Annotated in this window: 3 protein-coding genes; all 3 read left to right on the top strand. The window is 61.1% G+C overall.

From position 1 onward, the window contains the following. Positions 1 to 114: 114 nt before the first annotated feature. Genes L0H65_RS18585 through L0H65_RS18575 form a run of 3 tightly spaced genes read left to right on the top strand, consistent with a single transcriptional unit; the run spans position 115 to position 2,233 of the window. Positions 115 to 672, top strand: coding sequence for a cysteine hydrolase family protein (locus tag L0H65_RS18585; protein WP_301460688.1), 558 nt, complete (start codon positions 115 to 117; stop codon positions 670 to 672). Then, complete coding sequence (locus tag L0H65_RS18580) at positions 669 to 1,502, top strand: carbohydrate kinase family protein (RefSeq protein WP_301460687.1); 834 nt, start codon at positions 669 to 671, stop codon at positions 1,500 to 1,502. Before L0H65_RS18585 ends, L0H65_RS18580 begins: the two co-directional genes overlap by 4 nt. Beyond that, positions 1,499 to 2,233, top strand: a complete 735-nt coding sequence (locus L0H65_RS18575; protein WP_301460686.1) for a hypothetical protein — start codon at positions 1,499 to 1,501, stop codon at positions 2,231 to 2,233. The genes L0H65_RS18580 and L0H65_RS18575 overlap by 4 nt, the downstream gene beginning before the upstream one ends. Positions 2,234 to 2,292: the final 59 nt, after the last annotated feature.

The following is a 2,292-nucleotide window of genomic DNA, read 5'->3' as shown; positions in this document are numbered from 1 at the left end:
AATCCGGCTTCAGACCCACGGCTAGCCACCACAACTGATCGCAATGATCCCTTATATCATGGTCCTTGCCGCGTTGATCGTGGCATCGGTCCAGAACAAGAGAAGGAGCGCGGAATGACCCGTACAGCCCTGATGCTGATCGACATGCAGAATTCGTTTCTGCATCCGGATGGCGAGAATTTTTACCCCACCGCACCCGAGGTTGTCGCCCCCGCCAAGCGACTGTTGGCAGCGGCGCGGGATGCCGGGGTTTTGGTGGTGCATGTCGCCGAACGGCACCGCGAAGGGTTCACCGATTATGAACAAATCCGCCTGCCGGTGCATTGCCTGAAGGGCGGGTTCAATTCGGAATTTCACGAAGGCTTTGGCCCCGGCAATCATGCAGGCGAAATCACCATTGAAAAGCGGCGCTATTCGGCGTTTTTCGCGACTGATCTGGGGTTATTCCTGCGCGAACAAGGCGTGACGCGCGTGGTGATTTGCGGCGTGAAAACCAATGTCTGCGTGCGCGCCACAACGCAGGACGCCTTTGCCAACGGTCTGGAGGTGGTGATCGCGCGCGAGGCGACAAATTCCAATCGCCCCAATCTGGCCGAAGCCTCGCTGGAGGATATCGATCGCTATTTCGGCAAGGTGTTGCCGGTCGATGATTGCGTGGCGCTGCTGGCATGAACCGCTTTGTTGTTACCGGATATGCCAGTCTTGACCATGTGCTGCATCTGGGCGGCGATGTGGTCAAGGATCGCACGACGCAGATCCGCCACCGTGATCCGGCGGCATGGCCTCGCGCCGGTGGGTGCCCGACCTATGTGGCCCGCGCGGTTGCCAAAGCAGGGCAGAGTGCCGCGCCAGTCACATGGATTGGCGACGATGCGGGCGGACAAGCCCTGCTTGACCAATACGCCGCCTTTGGCCTTGACGCGGGTGGTGTTGCGCGCCTGACAGGCGAACGCTCCCCGATTTCGGTTCTGGCCTATCAGCCCGATGGCGCAGTGTCGTGTCTTTATGATCCTGGCTTTGCCGGACGGGAAAGCCTGACCAAGGCGCAAAGGGCGCTGATTGCAGGCGCGAGTCATATCTGCGTGACCATCGGGCCGGGGCATCTGGTGGCGGACATCCTTGATCTCGTGCCGGTCAGGGCAAGGCTTTACTGGGGCGTCAAGGATGATCCGGTGGCCTTTGACGCCTACGCTCGCGCGCGGCTTTCGGCCCGTGCCGATGTGATCTTTTGCAACCATGCCGAACGCGCCTTGGTGCAGGGCAGCGATGCGTTGCTGGTGGTGACCCATGGCCGCAAAGGGGCCGAGGCTATCGGGCCGGAAGGCTCCATTTGGTCACCGCCGGTCGATTTGATTGCGACCGACGATGCGGTTGGCGCAGGGGACAGTTTTGCAGGTGGCTTCATCGCCGCCGAAATGCGCGGAGAAACAGAGGTTTTGGCAGCGGTAAAGGCCGGAGTGGCCGCCGCCGCCGCACTATTGACGGAAAGGGCAAGGACATGAGAACAGCTTGGTATCTGGGCTATAGTGATGCCGATGTAGGTGAAGCGGCAATTCTGGTCGGCGACCCGGACCGGGTGAACCGGATCGGCAAGCTGCTCGACACCCCGGCTTTCCTGCCGGAAAAGCGCGGGTTGCGGTCAGTTACCGGCGGTTTCAATGGCAAGCGGGTGACGGTTGCAGCCTTTGGCATGGGGGCGCCGATTGCCTCGATCGTCATGCACGAACTGGCTGATCTGGGCGTGAAGCGCTTTTTGCGCATCGGCACGGCGATGCATTTTCCGCCTGCAAAGGCCGGGTCTTTCCTGATTTCAAAGGATGCTTTGGCGTTTGACGGCACCTCGCCCGCCTATGTTGCGGATGGGACACCGCTGCTGGCCAATGCGCGCCTGGTGGATGCGGCGGTGGCGGCAATCAAATCTGCGGGGGAGGTGCCGCATGTCGGCACCTATGCCACGTTCGACGCGTTTTACCGCGATATGTTTGCGCTGATCCCCGAAGATCAGCCCCGCGTTGCCGCGACACGCGCGCGCCTGCATGACCTGAATGTCTTGGCGACCGATATGGAAACCTCGGCGCTGCTGGCAGTGGGCCAAGCATTGAAGGTCGAAGCCGCGACCCTGTGCCTCGGCACCGTCGACGGCAGCACACAACAAAAACTGGGGGCCGAAGCCCTTGCTTCCGGCGAGGCGCAGATGTTCCGCATCGCGCTGAACGCCATCACCGCAGAATGAGAGGATAGGCCAATGACCGATATTTCCACCCGCTACTTGCAAACCGTCATCGACCGGAT

Origin of the sequence: Pseudorhodobacter sp. (assembly GCF_030452865.1) — a bacterium.
In the GTDB taxonomy this organism is placed as follows: domain Bacteria; phylum Pseudomonadota; class Alphaproteobacteria; order Rhodobacterales; family Rhodobacteraceae; genus Pseudorhodobacter.
This window is presented reverse-complemented; position numbering and strand designations above follow the sequence as displayed.